Genomic DNA, 13,861 nt, shown 5'->3' with positions numbered 1-13,861 from the left:
GTGCCGGGGCTGTCGTCGTCGTGTGCCGCGCGGCGGGGATGTCAGCCGTACGGGCTAGAGTCGCTGCCGTGACAGCTACGACGCCGCGCCTGCTCCTCGTCGACGGACACTCCATGGCATACCGGGCGTTCTTCGCCCTGCCGGTGGAGAACTTCTCCACCACGACGGGGCAGCCGACAAACGCCGTCTACGGCTTCACCTCGATGCTGATCAACGTGCTGCGCGACGAGCAGCCCACCCACATCGTCGTGGCCTTCGACGTCTCCCGGCAGTCCTTCCGCACCGAGAAATACGCGGAATACAAGGCGGGCCGCAGCGAGACCCCGGCCGACTTCAAGGGCCAGGTCAGCCTGGTCAAGGAGGTCCTCGCGGCGCTGCGCGTGCCGGTGGTGGAGAAGGAGGGCTACGAGGCCGACGACGTCATCGCCACCCTCGCCTGCCAGGCCCGCGACCAGGGCATGTCGGTGCTGATCTCCAGCGGCGACCGGGACGCCTTCCAGCTCGTCGACGACCACGTCACCGTGCTCTACCCGCGCAAGGGCGTCTCCGACCTGGCCCGGATGGACGCCGCCGCCATCGAGGCGAAATACGGCGTGGGTCCGCAGCGCTACCGCGACCTGGCGGCGCTGGTCGGCGAAACCAGCGACAACCTGCCCGGCGTGCCGGGCGTCGGCCCGAAGACCGCCGCCAAGTGGATCAACCTCTACGGCGGCCTCGACGGCGTGGTGGCCCGCGCCGACGAGATCAAGGGCAAGGCCGGCGACAGCCTGCGCGAGCGGCTCGCCGACGTGATCCGCAACTACGAGATCAACCGCCTGGTCTCCGACCTGGAGCTGCCGATCCGTCCCGAGGACGCCCGCTGGACCGGCTGGGACCGCGAGGCCGTGCACCAGGTCTTCGACACCCTGGAGTTCCGCATCCTGCGCGACCGCCTCTACCAGTACCTGGAGGCCGTCGAGCCGGAGGCCGAGGCGGGGTTCGACCTGACCGCCGAGCGGCTCACCGAGCCGGGGGCGGTCGTCGCCTGGCTCGACCGGCACGCCCCCGCCGGCACCCAGGTCGGCGTGGCGGTGAAGACCCCGGCCAAGCCGACCGCCCCCCGCGAGCGCTACGAGCCGCAGCTCGACGCCCTGGCCCTCGCGCTGGCCACCGGCCCGGCGGCGTGGCTCGACCCGACGGCGCTGGCCGAGGCCGACGAGCGGGCCCTGGCGGCCTGGCTGGCCGACCCGGCCCGGCCGAAGGTGCTGCACGACAGCAAGCACGCCCGCCTGGCGTTCGCCGCCCGGGGCTGGTCGCTGGCCGGCGTCGCCCGCGACACCGAGCTGGCCGCCTACCTGGCCCGTCCCGACCAGCGCTCCTACGACCTGACCGACCTGGCGCTGCGCTACCTGCACCGCGAGCTGCGGGTCGACGCCCCCGAGACCGGGCAGCTCACCTTCGAGGGCCTCGGCGACGAGGGCGAGGCCGAGCAGAACCTGATGCTCCAGGCGCGGGCCACCCTCGACCTGGCCGACGCGATCGACGCCGAGCTGTCCCGCGACGGCGAGCAGTCCGCCCGGCTGATGGCGGAGGTGGAGCTGCCGCTGTCGGACGTGCTCGCCGCGCTGCAACGGGTCGGCATCGCCGCCGACCTGGACTACCTGCACGAGCTGGAGGCCCACTTCGCGGGCGAGGTGAAGTCCGCCGCGCAGGGCGCGTACGCCGCCGTCGGGCGGGAGTTCAACCTGGGCTCGCCCAAGCAGCTCCAGGAGCTCCTCTTCGGCGAGCTGGGCCTGCCCAAGACCAAGAAGATCAAGACCGGCTACACCACCGACGCCGACGCCCTCCAGTGGCTCTACGCGCAGAATCCGCTGCCCGTGCTGGAGCACCTGCTGCGCCACCGGGACGTGGCGAAGCTGAAGACGACCGTCGACGGCCTGCTCAAGTCGGTCTCCGAGGACGGCCGCATCCACACCACGTTCAAGCAGACCGTGGCGGCCACCGGCCGGCTCTCCTCCACCGACCCCAACCTCCAGAACATCCCGATCCGCACCGAGGAGGGCCGGCGGATCCGCCGCGCCTTCGTCGTGGGGGAGGGGTTCGAGTGCCTGCTCACCGCCGACTACAGCCAGATCGAGATGCGGATCATGGCGCACCTGTCGTCGGACGCCAAGCTGATCGAGGCGTTCAACTCCGGCCACGACTTCCACGCCGCCACCGCCTCGTCGGTGTTCGGGGTGCCGGTCACCGAGGTCACCGCCGACCAGCGTCGCAAGATCAAGGCGATGAACTACGGCCTGGCGTACGGGCTGAGCGCGTTCGGCCTGTCCCAGCAGCTCGGCATCACCGCCGAGGAGGCGCGCGGGCTGATGGACAACTACTTCGCCGGGTTCGGCGGGGTCCGCGACTACCTCCAGGAGGTCGTGGCCCGGGCCCGGCACGACGGCTACACCTCCACCATCCTGGGCCGCCGCCGCTACCTGCCCGACCTGGTCAGCGACAACCGGCAGCGGCGGGACATGGCCGAGCGGATGGCGCTCAACGCCCCCATCCAGGGCTCGGCGGCCGACATCATCAAGGTCGCCATGCTGCGCGTCGACGCCGGGCTGCGCGAGGCGGGGCTGCGCTCGCGGATGCTGCTCCAGGTGCACGACGAGCTGGTCTTCGAGGTCGCCCCCGGCGAGCGCGACGCCCTGGAGGCGCTGGTGCGTGGCCAGATGGGCGGGGCGTACCCGCTGTCGGTGCCGCTGGAGGTCTCCGTCGGCGAGGGCCGGGACTGGAACAGCGCCGACCACTGACCGGCGCGCCCGGCGGCCGTGCCCCGCGTGCCGGGCTGTGCCGGCGGCGTGCCCCGAGGTGGTGTCGGCGGTCGGGGCCGTGACCCGCTCACCGGAGCGGGTCGTGGCCCCAGTTCATCAGCGACCAGCGCCACCTGGTGTCCCGCACGTCGCCCGCGGGGCGCTGCGCCAGGTGCCGGTGCACGTAGCCGATCACCTTGCGCATGTGCCGGTAGTCGGCCTCGGTCAGCTCGGCGCGCCTGCGGCGCAGCAGGTCGACGATCCGCCGGCCGGACGAGTGCCCCACCGACTCGCCGCCCGCAGTGCCCTTCTTCCGCCAGCCGACGTGCTTCGACTCGTCGCTCTCCAGCCACGTCGACAGCTCGCCGGGCCGCATGTTGACCGCCTCGGTGAACTCCCGGTACGTCTCGCCGCGCCGGTCGTCGTCAGTCCCGCTCACGGCGCAGCACCTCCGGCCGGTGCGCGACGTCGCGCCCCGAGTCGTCGTTGCGGATGCGGTACTGCGGCTGCTCGGGGGACGCGTTCACGGTGTGCCCCCGCACGTGGGTGCGCTCGGTGAGCTTCTCCTCGACCACGCCGTGCGCCCGGCCGCTGTGGCTGGCCCAGGACACGTGGTCGCCCGCGCGGAACTCCCTCTGCTCGGCCATGCGCCTGGCTACCCGGGGCGGGTGCGGCGAAACGGGCCGGGTCAGCCGGTGAGCTCGGCGACCGGCAGCTTGATCTCGAACGGCTCGGCCAGCGCGATCAGCTCCGCGTTGTCGGCGACCAGCTCGTACTGCCGCTCGCCGCCGAGGCTGAGCCGGTCGCTGAGCCGGTAGGCGTACACGTGCACCGGGTCCTGCTCGACGCGCCAGTAGAACGGGATGCCGTCCTCCAGCGTGTAGTCGGCACGCTGTTGCCGGATCGGGTCCGGGCACCAGGGGCCAGGTGGTGTCGGGATCGGCTCGGCGCTCACCCGGTCAGGGTGACCCCGCCCGCCGCCCGGGGCGTCGCACCAGCGGTGCGACGCCCCGGCCGACCAGTGTCCCGCCCACCCGCCGGCCGGTCCGCGGCCCGGTGGGTCGGTGGTCCCCAGGTTCAGCCCGCCGGCTTCTCGGCGACGAAGATGGCCGTGCCGGGGAAGAGCCGGCCGCGCAGCGGGCTCCACTGGCCCCAGATCCCCTCGTGCCCCTCGGGCCACTCCGGCTCCACCAGGTCCACCAGCCGGAACCCCGCGCCGACCAGCTCCCGGATCCGGTCGCCGAGGGTGCGGTGCTGCTCGACGTACGTCGCCGCGCCCGTGCGGTCCTGCTCCACGTACGGGGAGCGGTCGAAGTACGAGTGCACCGCCGTGAGCCCGCCCTGCCCCGGGTCGTCCAGGAAGATCCACCGCATCGGGTGGGTCACCGAGAACACCCACCGGCCGCCGGGGCGCAGCACCCGGAACACCTCGCGCATCACCGCCGCCGAGTCGGCCACGAACGGGATCGCCCCGAAGGCCGTGCACGCGGTGTCGAACGCCGCGTCGGCGAAGGGCAACGCGAGCGCGTCGGCCTGCACCAGCGGCACCCGTACGCCGCTGCGCCCGGCCGCGTCCGCCGCGTGCCGCAGCATGCCGGCGGAGAGGTCCAGGGCCACCGGGCGGGCCCCCTGGGTGGCCAGCCACCGGGCGGCGGCGGCCGCCCCCGCGCCCACCTCCAGCACCCGGCGTCCGGCGAGGTCGCCGAGCAGCCGGGCGTCGGCCTCGCGCAGCCCCTCGGGGCACCAGACGAAGTCCACGTCGCCGAGGAACGCGCCGTGTTCGGCCTGGTAGTCGTCGGCGTCGGAGTCCCACCAGCCGCGGCTGGCCCGCCGGGCGTCGGCGTCGGTCACCGGGCGTCGCAGCACCCCCGGCGCCGCGTCCGGCTCGGCGCTCACGGTGAGGTTGGCCAGGTCGTCGGTCACCGCGGCAGTCTAGTGGTGGCCCCGGCTGCCGGCCCGCTGCGGCGCGGCTACCGGTGGGGGCGGGATGGCCGCCGGGTCCCCGCCCGTAAACCCCCGGTTCGGGCACGAAAGGTGCAGTCCGTCGCGAAAGCGGGCTGGATCACTTCTCCCGGGGCTTGCACGCTGTGGTAATGCGCACGGTAGGCTAGACGATGCGCTCGCGGGTCGCGTGCCTCGGCAGGGAGAAGGCGCGCGGTCGCGGAGTTCCAGACGGAGCCACATCAGGACCTCACTAGTGATCTTCTGTGTGCCCGGCGACGGATCCGCTGGCGCGAACAGGTCACCGCGACACCAGCCTGCTGTGACAACCCATCCGACCGGAGCAACCGCCCACATGACGAGCAGCATCGAGGCCCCCTCGAGCGCCACCCGGGTCACCCACGACGATCTCGGTTCCGAGGAGGCTTTCCTCGCCGCGATCGACGAGACCATCAAGTACTTCAACGACGGCGACATTGTCGAAGGCACCGTCGTCAAGGTCGATCGGGACGAGGTCCTGCTCGACATCGGCTACAAGACCGAGGGTGTCATCCCCTCTCGAGAGTTGTCGATCAAGCACGACGTGGACCCCGCCGAGGTCGTCTCGGTCGGTGACCACATCGAGGCCCTGGTCCTCCAGAAGGAGGACAAGGAGGGTCGTCTGATCCTCTCCAAGAAGCGGGCGCAGTACGAGCGGGCCTGGGGCACGATCGAGAAGATCAAGGACGAGGACGGCGTCGTCCGCGGCTCGGTCATCGAGGTGGTCAAGGGTGGTCTCATCCTCGACATCGGGCTGCGCGGCTTCCTGCCCGCGTCCCTGGTCGAGATGCGGCGGGTGCGTGACCTGCAGCCGTACGTCGGCCGCGAGCTCGAAGCCAAGATCATCGAGCTGGACAAGAACCGCAACAACGTGGTCCTGTCCCGCCGGGCCTGGCTGGAGCAGACGCAGTCCGAGGTGCGCACCGAGTTCCTCAACAAGCTGCAGAAGGGCCAGGTCCGCAAGGGCGTCGTGTCCTCGATCGTCAACTTCGGCGCGTTCGTCGACCTGGGCGGCGTGGACGGCCTGGTGCACGTCTCCGAGCTGTCCTGGAAGCACATCGACCACCCGTCCGAGGTCGTCGAGGTCGGCCAGGAGGTCGAGGTCGAGGTCCTGGACGTCGACCTGGACCGCGAGCGGGTCTCGCTGTCGCTGAAGGCGACCCAGGAGGACCCGTGGCGGCAGTTCGCCCGCACCCACGCGATCCAGCAGATCGTGCCGGGTAAGGTCACCAAGCTGGTGCCGTTCGGCGCCTTCGTCCGGGTGGACGACGGCATCGAGGGCCTGGTCCACATCTCCGAGTTGGCCGAGCGCCACGTGGAGATCCCGGAGCAGGTCGTCCAGGTCGGCTCCGAGGTCATGGTCAAGGTCATCGACATCGACCTGGAGCGCCGCCGGATCTCCCTGTCGCTCAAGCAGGCCAACGAGGGCTTCGTCGAGGGCGAGGAGCACTTCGACCCGACCCTCTACGGCATGGCTGCGACGTACGACGCCGAGGGCAACTACATCTACCCGGAGGGCTTCGACCCGGAGACGGGCGAGTGGCTCGAGGGGTACGACAAGCAGCGCGAGACCTGGGAGAACCAGTACGCCGAGGCCCGTCAGCGCTGGGAGGCCCACACCAAGCAGGTGCAGACCTCCCGGGCCGCCGACGCCGAGGCCGCTGCCAACCCGGCTCCGGCCGTGTCGACCAGCGGCACCACCACCTCGACCAGCACGGCCCCGAGCCGGCAGGCCGAGGAGCCGGCCGGCACCCTGGCCACCGACGAGGCGCTCGCCGCGCTGCGGGAGAAGCTCGCCGGCGGCAAGTGACCCCGTGACGACTCCCCGCCGGGCGCGTTTGACGACGCCCCCGGTCCGGAGCCGCCGCTGACGACGACGGGCCCTGTCCCCGCGATCCGGTTCCACCGGGCCGCCGGGGCGGGGCCCGTCGCCGTTTCGGCCTACCTTCCCGCGCCCGGTCTCCGCCCTCCCTCGTCTGCGCGGCCGGCCCTCCGTCTTCCGACCTACCCTCGCCGCCTGCCTGGACACTTGCCCGCCTTGTCTGGCTGGCCGGCTCTTTGCCGCCCGCGCCCCTTGCCACCCTTCCACCCGGCCCGTCCGCTCTGCCGCCCGTTCGCTCTGCCGCCCGTTCGCTTTGTGGCCCGGCAAGATCGTGCTCGATCGTGGATCGAGTGGCCTCGCTCCTGGCCGGAGCCCACTCGATCCGCGATCGAGTGCTGACGCCGACCAGCAGAGAAGCTGACGAGAGGAGACGCCGACCAGAGGTGGCGCTGATCGGAGGCGGCGACGGCCAGCAGCGTCCGAGCAGGCCAGGCCCGCCCGGCCCAGAGGCTGTCCACGCGGCCCAGCATCGACCGACCGGCCCAGCCGCCCGAGCAGGCGGCCCAGCGTCCGACCGCCCGGTCCAGCGTCCGAACGGGCGTGAGCTGGCCCGTCCCGGCCGGTCTGGCGGTGCGGGCGTCGATCCGGTTGACTGTTGCGGTGCTGATGGTGGGACTGACCGGCGGGATCGGCTCCGGCAAGAGCGCCGTCGCGGCCCGGCTGGCCGCGCTCGGCGCGGTGGTGATCGACGCCGACCGGATCGCCCGCGAGGTGGTCGCCCCGGGCAGCGAAGGGCTCAGAGAGGTCGTGGCCGCCTTCGGCGACCGGGTCGTCGGCCCCGACGGGGCCCTGGACCGGGCCGCGCTGGGCGGGCTGGTCTTCGCCGACGAGGCGGCCCGCCGCCGGCTGGAGGCGATCACCCACCCCCGGGTCCGCGCGCGGACCGCCGAGCTGGCCGCCGCGGCGGCGCCCGACGCCGTGGTGGTCAACGACGTGCCGCTCCTGGTCGAGGTCGGGCTCGCGCCGACGTACCACCTGGTGGTCGTGGTGCAGACGGAGGTGGCCGTGCGGCTGGCCCGGCTGGCGCGTGACCGGGGGATGAGCCGGGCGGAGGCCGAGCGGCGGATCGCCGCGCAGGCCGACGACGCGCGCCGGGACGCGGCCGCGGACGTGGTCCTGCGCAACGACGCCACCCTCGACGAGCTGCACGTCCAAGTGGACGGGCTGTGGCGGGACCGGCTGCTGCCGTACGAGGAGAACGTCCGGCTCCGCCGGGCGGCCGAACCCGACGGGACCGCCCTGACCGGCCCCGACCCGACCTGGCCGCAGCAGTACGCCCGGCTGGCCGCCCGGCTCCGGCACGCGCTCGCCCCGGCCGATCCGCGGATCGACCACGTCGGCTCGACGGCCGTCGCCGGCCTCGCCGCCCGGGACGTCGTCGACATCCAGGTGACCGTGCCGAGTCTCGCGGAGGCGGACGGCGCGCTCGCCGAGCGGCTCGCTGCGGCCGGCTTCCCGCGTGTGCCCGGCCAGTGGTGGGACAGCCCCCGCCCGGCGGGCAGCGGCCGCTGGGAGAAGCGGCTGCACGGCAACGCCGACCCGGGCCGCCCGGTGCGCCTGCACCTGCGGCCGGAGGGCTCGCCCGGCTGGCGGTACGCGCTGCTGATGCGCGACCACCTGCGCGCCGACCCCGCCCGGCGGGCGGCGTACCTGACGCTCAAGGGTGACCTGGCGGCCAGCGCGCCGGCCGGGGGGTCCCCCAACGCCACGGCGCGCGACCCGTGGTTCGACGAGGAACACCACCGGGCCGAGGAGTGGGCCGCGCGCACCGGCTGGCGGCCCTGAGCCCGCTGCCGGCCACGGACCGGTCCCGCCGAGGTCAGCGCGGGGCGCGCGCCGGGGCCACCGGCGGCAGCGCCGGCACGGCCTCCGGCGACAGGTCGAGCTGGGCGTACGTGCCGAGCCGGGTGCGTAGCTCCAGCCGGCGCAGCAGCCCGGACCGGTCGATCCAGTAGCGCAGCGGGCCGCGCCCCGCGTCCACCTCGATCACGTCGACGGCCCGGTCGGCGAGGCGGTCCCCGCGGATCCGGCTCGCCGGGCGGGCCGTCCGTTCCGTCGCCGCGCCGGCGCGCAGCGCGGCGGCCAGCAGCAGGTCGATGTCGTCCGCGTCGTCCGCGTCGGGTGGGCGGTGGTGCCAGGCGTACCCGGTGCGCGGCGGCGGCAGCGGCGGCGGGGCGGCCGGGTCGCCGGTGGCGGCGGCGGACCAGATCCCGGCGGCGTCGTAGCGGCGCAGCGTCCGGCCGGGCCACGCGCCGGTGCCGCCGACCGACAGGTACGCCGCCCGGGCCGTCCAGTCGAGCCAGCCGGTGCCGCGCACGGCCCGGCCCGGGGCCACGGGCGCGGTGAGCGTGGCGGCGGCGCCGCCCTGGGCCCGCAGCCGGGTGGCCACCCGGGCCAGCCGGTCCTCCTCGGCGCCGGTGAGCGCCCGGGGCAGCCCCGCGCGGCCACCGAGCGCGGCCACCGGCCACAGCACCGGCCGGTTGGCATGCTGCAACTCCAGCGTCACCGGCACGCCGCCCCGCAGGCGTCCCTCCAGCCGGTGCAGCCGGGCGTCCCGGTCGACCCACCAGCGGGCGGCCCCGTCGAGCGCCGACCCGGCCGGCGGACGGACCGCGGCCGGCAGGCTGATCGCGGGCCCGGGCCAGGCCCCGGCCGGACCCGACGCGCCCGGGGTCGACGCCGCCGGCCCCGACCCGGCCGGCGTGCTCCGTCCCGGTCTCCCCGGCGCGCCCTGCCGCGCCGTCGTCGGGGCGCTCCGTCGCCCGGTCGTCGGTGTCGCGCTTCCCGGCACCGGCCCGGGGGGCGTCGGACCGGGCAGGCGGGACTGGAAGACGTCCACCGGCAGCCCGCCGGCCTCGGCCGGGGCCAGCCACCGGGCGTCGTCGGCCGGGAAGTCCCCGGCCGGCTCGGGCCGGGGCGCGGCGAGCGCGAGGAGCAGGTCGACCGCGGGGCGGAGGGGCCGGGCGGCGGCCACGTCGCCCACCCGCCAGCCGTCGGCCGGCGGCACCAGGGGCGGATACGCCGGGGCGGGCACCGCCGTCGGGTCGGGCCGGGTCAGCAGCAGCCCCGGGACCGCCTGGACCAGCCCGCGGTCCCGGCCGGCCCCGGGCCCGCCCACGTCCAGGTAGGCCAGGGGCCGGGACCAGTCGACCCAGCCCACGACGTCGGTGCGGGCGCCGGCCTCGCCGAGGGTCAGGCGCACGCCGGAGCGGACGTCCCGGTGGTTGGTGACCCGCACCGCGGCGAGGCGCTCCGCCTCCGCCGGGGTCAGCGGCCGGGACGGCTCCGGTGCCGCAGGCACCCAGGTCAGCAGCCCGACGACCAGGGCCGCCGCCGCGGCGGCGGCGACCACCCCCAGCACGACCACGGCGGTGCGTCGCCGCCCGGCGGGCCCGTCCCCGTCCCCGCCGCCGCGTCCGCCCCTGCCCCGGCTCCCGCGGCCCGGCCGGGCGCGGTGCGCGGCGGGACCCCGGTCGCCGCGCCGGCCCCGGACGGGTGCGACGACGAGCGGGAGCGTCGCCGTGGACCGGGCCGGACCCTCGGCGGGCGGGTGCGTCGGCCGGGCGGGCCGGGGCGTCGGCCCGGGGGAGTTCTCCACGCGAGGATGAACGTGCGGCGTGCGGGACAGGTGACGCCCGCCGGTTGCGTGGGGCGCTCGCGGCGGCCGGTCTGCGCCTGCGCGCGACCACGTCGGGTGCGCACGCCGAGTGATGTCCCAGGTGCTGCGACCCCTGTGCCGGGGGCGTGTCGGCCGTCGAGGGCCGAGCCGCCGGCCCGGACGGCCGCCGCGAGCGGCCTACGGCCATACCCTAGCGCGGTGAAATCCGCCACACAATGCGAATATCGAAGCCGATCACGGACCGACGGTAGTCGTGCCGCGCTGTCGGACCCCGGGCGTACGGTGGGTGTCATGGCGCTCGACATTCCCCGGCTCGACGGCCGTTTCCAGGTCGTCAGCGAGTTCCAGCCGGCCGGCGACCAGCCGGCCGCCATCGACGACCTGGAGCGCCGGGTGCGGCGCGGCGACCGCAACACCGTGCTGCTCGGCGCGACCGGCACGGGCAAGAGCGCCACGACGGCCTGGCTCGTCGAGCGGCTGCAGCGGCCCACCCTGGTGCTGGCCCCCAACAAGACGCTCTGCGCGCAGCTGGCGAAGGAGTTCGGCGAGCTGCTGCCGCACAACGCGGTGGAATACTTCGTCTCCTACTACGACTACTACCAGCCCGAGGCCTACATCCCGCAGACCGACACCTACATCGAGAAGGACTCCTCGATCAACGAGGAGGTCGAGCGGCTGCGGCACTCGGCGACGATGTCGCTGCTGACCCGCCGGGACGTGGTGGTGGTGGCCACCGTCTCGGCGATCTACGGCCTGGGCACCCCGGAGGAATACCTCGACCGCGCCGTCCGGGTCGCCGTCGGGCAGGAGCTCGACCGCGACCAGTTGCTGCGCCGCCTCGTCGACATCCAGTACACCCGCAACGACATGGCGTTCCAGCGGGGCACGTTCCGGGTCCGCGGCGACACGTTGGAGATCATCCCGGCGTACGAGGAGCTCGCCGTCCGGGTCGAGCTGTTCGGCGACGAGGTGGAGAAGCTCTACTACCTCAACCCGCTGACCGGCGACGTGGTCCGCGAGGTCGACAGCCTGATGATCTTCCCGGCCACCCACTACGCCGCCGGCCCGGAGCGGATGGAGCGGGCCACCCGCGACATCGAGGCGGAGCTGGCCGAGCGCCTCGCCGAGCTGGAGCGGCAGGGCAAGCTGCTGGAGGCCCAGCGGCTGCGGATGCGCACCACCTACGACCTGGAGATGATGCGGCAGGTCGGCTTCTGCTCCGGCATCGAGAACTACTCGATGCACATCGACGGCCGGCTGCCGGGCAGCCCGCCGCACTGTCTGCTCGACTACTTCCCCGACGACTTCCTCACCGTCATCGACGAGTCGCACGTGACGATCCCGCAGATCGGCGGCATGTACGAGGGCGACGCCTCCCGCAAACGGATGCTCATCGACCACGGCTTCCGGCTGCCCAGCGCCGCCGACAACCGGCCGCTGCGCTTCGACGAGTTCCTGGAGCGCGTGGGGCAGCTGGTCTTCCTCTCCGCCACCCCGGGCTCCTGGGAGCTGGAGCAGGCCCAGGGCGAGTTCGTCGAGCAGGTGATCCGCCCGACGGGCCTGATCGACCCCGAGGTGGTGGTGAAGCCCACCAAGGGGCAGATCGACGACCTGATGCACGAGATCAAGCTGCGCACCGAGCGCGACGAGCGGGTCCTGGTCACCACGCTGACCAAGAAGATGGCCGAGGACCTCTCCGACTACCTGCTGGAGAACGGCATCCGGGTGCGCTATCTGCACTCCGAGGTCGACACGCTGCGCCGGGTGGAGCTGCTGCGCGAGCTGCGCAAGGGCGAATACGACGTGCTGGTCGGCATCAACCTGCTCCGCGAGGGCCTGGACCTGCCCGAGGTGTCCCTCGTGGCGATCCTCGACGCGGACAAGGAGGGCTTCCTGCGCAGCGGCCGGTCGCTGATCCAGACCATCGGCCGGGCGGCGCGAAACGTCTCCGGCCAGGTGCACATGTACGCCGACAAGATCACCCCGTCGATGGCGGAGGCGATCGGGGAGACCAACCGACGCCGGGCCAAGCAGGTGGCCCACAACGAGGCGCACGGGATCAGCCCCGAGCCGCTGCGCAAGAAGATCCACGACATTCTCGACGACATCTACCGGGAGGCGGAGGACACCGAGAGCTCCCGGGTCGGCGGCGCGGCGCGGCAACTGTCGCGGGGCAAGGCGCCGGTCAAGGAGACCCGCAGCCGCAGCCGGGCCGGCGCGGCCGGTCCGTCGCGGGAGGGGATGGCCCGGGCCGATCTCGCCCAGCTCATCCAGGAGCTCAACGACCAGATGCTGGCCGCCGCCCGGGAGTTGCAGTTCGAGCTGGCCGCCCGCATCCGCGACGAGGTCGCCGACCTGAAGAAGGAGCTGCGGGGGATGGACGCGGCGGGCGTGAAGTGACCGTCGGGCCGCTCCGCGGCGTCGGATGTCGTCGCCGTAAGCAAGCGAGGTATTGCAGCGAGTGATCGATCTGCGTACTCTCCGTCCTGGGGAGGCGGGGATGCCGTTGCCAACGAGTCCGGTGATTCGACGGGCGCGACTCGGAGCCGAGTTGCGCCAACTGCGCAGGCGGGAGGAGCTGACGCTGGAGCAGGTCTGTGACCGGCTGGGTTGGGCGTCCACCTCGAAGCTGTCCCGCATCGAGCTGGGGCAGAGTCGGCCGGATCTCGCCGACGTGCTCGACCTGCTGGACGTCTACCGGGTCGGGCCCGACGAGCGCGACGCGCTGATCGTCATCGCCCGGGACGCGGCGACGGGCCGCGGCTGGTGGAAGACGCTCGGCGGGATGGGGGAGCGGCAGCGGGCCTACGCCGAGTTGGAGGCCGGCGCCGCCACCGTGGTGGAATACCAGCCCGCCGTCGTGCCGGGGCTGTTGCAGACCCCGGCGTACGCGCGGCTGCGGCTCGGAGTCGCCCGGCTGCTGCACCCCGAGGTGGACGTGGAGGCCGACGTGCGGGCCCGGCTCGTCCGGCAGGAGGTGCTGCACCGGCCGGAGCCGCCCCGCTACACGGCGCTGCTGGAGCTCGCGGCCTGTGACCCGGGCGGCGTGCCCGACGGCATCTGGCGCGAGCAGCTGCGGCACCTGGTCCACCTGGCGGGCCGGCCGAACGTGACCATTCGGGTGGTCCCGCCGGGGGCGACGGCCGGGGGCGCGCATCCGCTGACCCCGTTCACCCGCTACTCGTTCCCCGACCCGGCCGACCCGCGCACGGTGATGCTGGAAGCCCTGACCACCGACGTGCGGCTGGTTTCCCCGGCGGACCTCGGCTGGTACGACGCGGTGATCGACCGGCTGCTCGACGCCGCGCTCCCGGCGGCGGAGACGGCGGCGCTGTTGGGCCGGCTGGCCGACGACCCGTCGTTGCCGGCCGCGGTCGATCTCGGCGGTCAGCCGTCGGTGCGGTCCCGGCCGGAGGGCGCGGCGCTGCCCCGGCCCCGCCAGCCGCAGGACTGACGGCGCGGCCCTGGCGGGTCGGCCCGCCGTGTCGCGCCGGGCCCGTTCTCCGGCGGCGGGTGGGCCTGCCGGCGTCGGTGCCGCGTGACCGGCCTCCTGCGCCACTCACCGACCCGGCGCAGCGCGCGAAGCCGCCCCGGAGCCGGTGA

At 74.2% G+C, this 13,861-nt stretch carries 10 protein-coding genes; 5 read left to right on the top strand and 5 right to left on the bottom strand.

Annotation, left to right across the window (positions count from 1 at the left end; genetic code table 11):
- The first annotated feature begins 68 nt into the window (after positions 1–68).
- The gene (gene polA, locus O7628_RS02525; RefSeq protein WP_278128046.1) at positions 69–2,777 is read left to right on the top strand and encodes a DNA polymerase I; all 2,709 of its coding nucleotides are present in this window, start codon (positions 69–71) and stop codon (positions 2,775–2,777) included.
- Positions 2,778–2,865: 88 nt separating this feature from the next.
- Here polA and O7628_RS02520 read toward each other — a convergent pair whose 3' ends face one another.
- From O7628_RS02520 to O7628_RS02505, 4 genes are all read right to left on the bottom strand, one after another.
- Positions 2,866–3,216 (bottom strand): DUF3140 domain-containing protein, encoded by a 351-nt coding sequence (locus tag O7628_RS02520; RefSeq protein ID WP_278128045.1) that lies wholly within the window; start codon positions 3,214–3,216, stop codon positions 2,866–2,868.
- Positions 3,203–3,424 (bottom strand): DUF2945 domain-containing protein, encoded by a 222-nt coding sequence (locus O7628_RS02515; RefSeq protein WP_074474371.1) that lies wholly within the window; start codon positions 3,422–3,424, stop codon positions 3,203–3,205. The genes O7628_RS02520 and O7628_RS02515 overlap by 14 nt, the downstream gene beginning before the upstream one ends.
- Positions 3,425–3,465: 41 nt before the next feature.
- Positions 3,466–3,732 carry a Uma2 family endonuclease gene (locus O7628_RS02510; RefSeq protein WP_278128042.1) on the bottom strand — a complete coding sequence of 89 codons (267 nt, stop codon included), beginning with the start codon at positions 3,730–3,732 and terminating at the stop codon, positions 3,466–3,468.
- Positions 3,733–3,854: 122 nt separating this feature from the next.
- Positions 3,855–4,643 carry a class I SAM-dependent methyltransferase gene (locus O7628_RS02505; RefSeq protein WP_141723748.1) on the bottom strand — a complete coding sequence of 263 codons (789 nt, stop codon included), beginning with the start codon at positions 4,641–4,643 and terminating at the stop codon, positions 3,855–3,857.
- Positions 4,644–5,073: 430 nt separating this feature from the next.
- Between O7628_RS02505 and rpsA the strand changes: the two genes are divergently transcribed.
- Positions 5,074–6,567, top strand: a complete 1,494-nt coding sequence (rpsA, locus tag O7628_RS02500; protein WP_074474370.1) for a 30S ribosomal protein S1 — start codon at positions 5,074–5,076, stop codon at positions 6,565–6,567.
- A 672-nt stretch (positions 6,568–7,239) separates the two neighbouring features.
- Positions 7,240–8,424, top strand: coding sequence for a dephospho-CoA kinase (gene coaE / locus O7628_RS02495; protein WP_278136186.1), 1,185 nt, complete (start codon positions 7,240–7,242; stop codon positions 8,422–8,424).
- A 34-nt stretch (positions 8,425–8,458) separates the two neighbouring features.
- On the opposite strand, the gene O7628_RS02490 is transcribed toward coaE, so the two are convergent.
- Positions 8,459–10,237 carry a hypothetical protein gene (locus tag O7628_RS02490; RefSeq protein WP_278128039.1) on the bottom strand — a complete coding sequence of 593 codons (1,779 nt, stop codon included), beginning with the start codon at positions 10,235–10,237 and terminating at the stop codon, positions 8,459–8,461.
- A 312-nt stretch (positions 10,238–10,549) separates the two neighbouring features.
- Here O7628_RS02490 and uvrB point away from each other — a divergent pair, with 312 nt between their 5' ends.
- A complete protein-coding gene (gene uvrB, locus O7628_RS02485) occupies positions 10,550–12,658 on the top strand; it encodes an excinuclease ABC subunit UvrB (protein WP_178065788.1) in 2,109 nt (702 codons plus the stop codon).
- Between the two features lie 100 nt (positions 12,659–12,758).
- Positions 12,759–13,712, top strand: a complete 954-nt coding sequence (locus O7628_RS02480; protein ID WP_074474366.1) for a helix-turn-helix transcriptional regulator — start codon at positions 12,759–12,761, stop codon at positions 13,710–13,712.
- The last annotated feature ends 149 nt before the right edge of the window (positions 13,713–13,861 follow it).

The organism is Micromonospora sp. WMMD956 (genome assembly GCF_029626125.1).
GTDB lineage: Bacteria > Actinomycetota > Actinomycetes > Mycobacteriales > Micromonosporaceae > Micromonospora > Micromonospora carbonacea.
This window is presented reverse-complemented; position numbering and strand designations above follow the sequence as displayed.

What these genes read in the sequence shown, in the direction of transcription:
- O7628_RS02515 (WP_074474371.1), bottom strand. Translation starts at nt 3,424, where the DNA reads ATGGCCGAGCAGAGGGAGTTCCGCGCGGGCGACCACGTGTCCTGGGCC.
- rpsA (WP_074474370.1), top strand. Translation starts at nt 5,074, where the DNA reads ATGACGAGCAGCATCGAGGCCCCCTCGAGCGCCACCCGGGTCACCCAC.
- uvrB (WP_178065788.1), top strand. Translation starts at nt 10,550, where the DNA reads ATGGCGCTCGACATTCCCCGGCTCGACGGCCGTTTCCAGGTCGTCAGC.
- O7628_RS02480 (WP_074474366.1), top strand. Translation starts at nt 12,759, where the DNA reads ATGCCGTTGCCAACGAGTCCGGTGATTCGACGGGCGCGACTCGGAGCC.